This window comes from Psychrobacter sp. Sarcosine-3u-12, assembly GCF_002836005.1.
In the GTDB taxonomy this organism is placed as follows: domain Bacteria; phylum Pseudomonadota; class Gammaproteobacteria; order Pseudomonadales; family Moraxellaceae; genus Psychrobacter; species Psychrobacter okhotskensis.
Genome location: NZ_PJBY01000032.1, coordinates 1 through 1181, shown reverse-complemented (window position 1 = coordinate 1181; position 1181 = coordinate 1). Strand labels below are relative to the sequence as shown.

At 50.8% G+C, this 1181-nt stretch carries 1 pseudogene; it reads left to right on the top strand.

The window, feature by feature from the left end:
* A pseudogene (locus CXF65_RS00995) lies at nucleotides 1-1144 on the top strand (IS3 family transposase); the annotation flags it as partial.
* Nucleotides 1145-1181: the final 37 nt, after the last annotated feature.

Sequence of the window (1181 nt, the reverse complement as noted above, 5' to 3'; positions counted from 1 at the left end):
AAAAAGCCTTGGCTGAGACCGCCGCCTTACTGGTGCTCAGAAAAAAGCTGGATGCGTTTTGGGAGACCGAACCCGAGGACGACTAACCTCACTCCCAGAGCGCATCCAATATATAGAATGGATACAAGACGCCACCCAAGCAGGCGCTAGGCTCAACCCTGCCTGTTGTGAGGTTGGCATCAGCGTGCGTACCTATCGGCGCTGGTATAAAGATTCTCAAGTGCAGCAAGATAAGCGTGCTGAAGCTATCCGCCCTGTACCGGCTAACAAGATGAGCGTAGCGGAACAAGCCGCCATTATAGCCGTCTGCAATCAGCCCCGCTTTGCCAGTCTACCGCCCACCCAAATCGTACCCACCTTACTTGATGAAGGCATATATCATGGCTCAGAGTCTACCTTTTACCGACTACTTAAGCAGCATAATCAGCTCAACCATCGAGGTCGTCGCTTAGCCCCTAGCGCATCAAAGGCACCACAAACCTTTACTGCGACCGCTCCAGGTCAGGTGCTGTGCTGGGACATCACTTATTTGCCAAGTCCCGTACGGGGGCAGTTCTATTACCTGTACATGATAGAGGATGTCTATAGCCGTAAGATTGTCGGTCAGGAGGTGTATGATTGTGAGTCAGGAGTATTAGCAGCTCAGCTGCTTGAGCGTACCCTCATCCGTGAAAAGGCGCTACATAGCGGTGTGGTATTACACTCAGACAATGGGGCACCGATGAAGGCGCAAACTATGAGGATGAAGGCCTATGAATTAGGCGTTGTGACGTCATATAGCAGACCGCGTGTGAGTAATGACAACCCCTTTGCAGAGTCTTTGTTTAAGACGTGCAAGTATCGTCCTAGTTGGCCCACCCAAGGCTTTAAAAGCTTAGAGGCGGCTCGTGACTGGGTGCTGAGCTTCACGCGCTGGTACAATAATGAGCACAAACACAGTCAGCTGAACTTTGTGACGCCGAGTCAGCGCCATACGGGTGAGGATAAGGAAATACTGGCAAAACGTAAGCTGACGATGCAGCAAGCTAAAGCTCAAAATCCAATACGTTGGGGCAGTCAAGAGGTGAGAGATTGCGAGCCTGTGGGTCCGACGACATTGAATCCTGCAAAAGAGCCAGAAAAGATGAGATTACAAGCTGCTTAATTGGGCTTGATGGTGACAACTAGCTTGAAAAACTCCG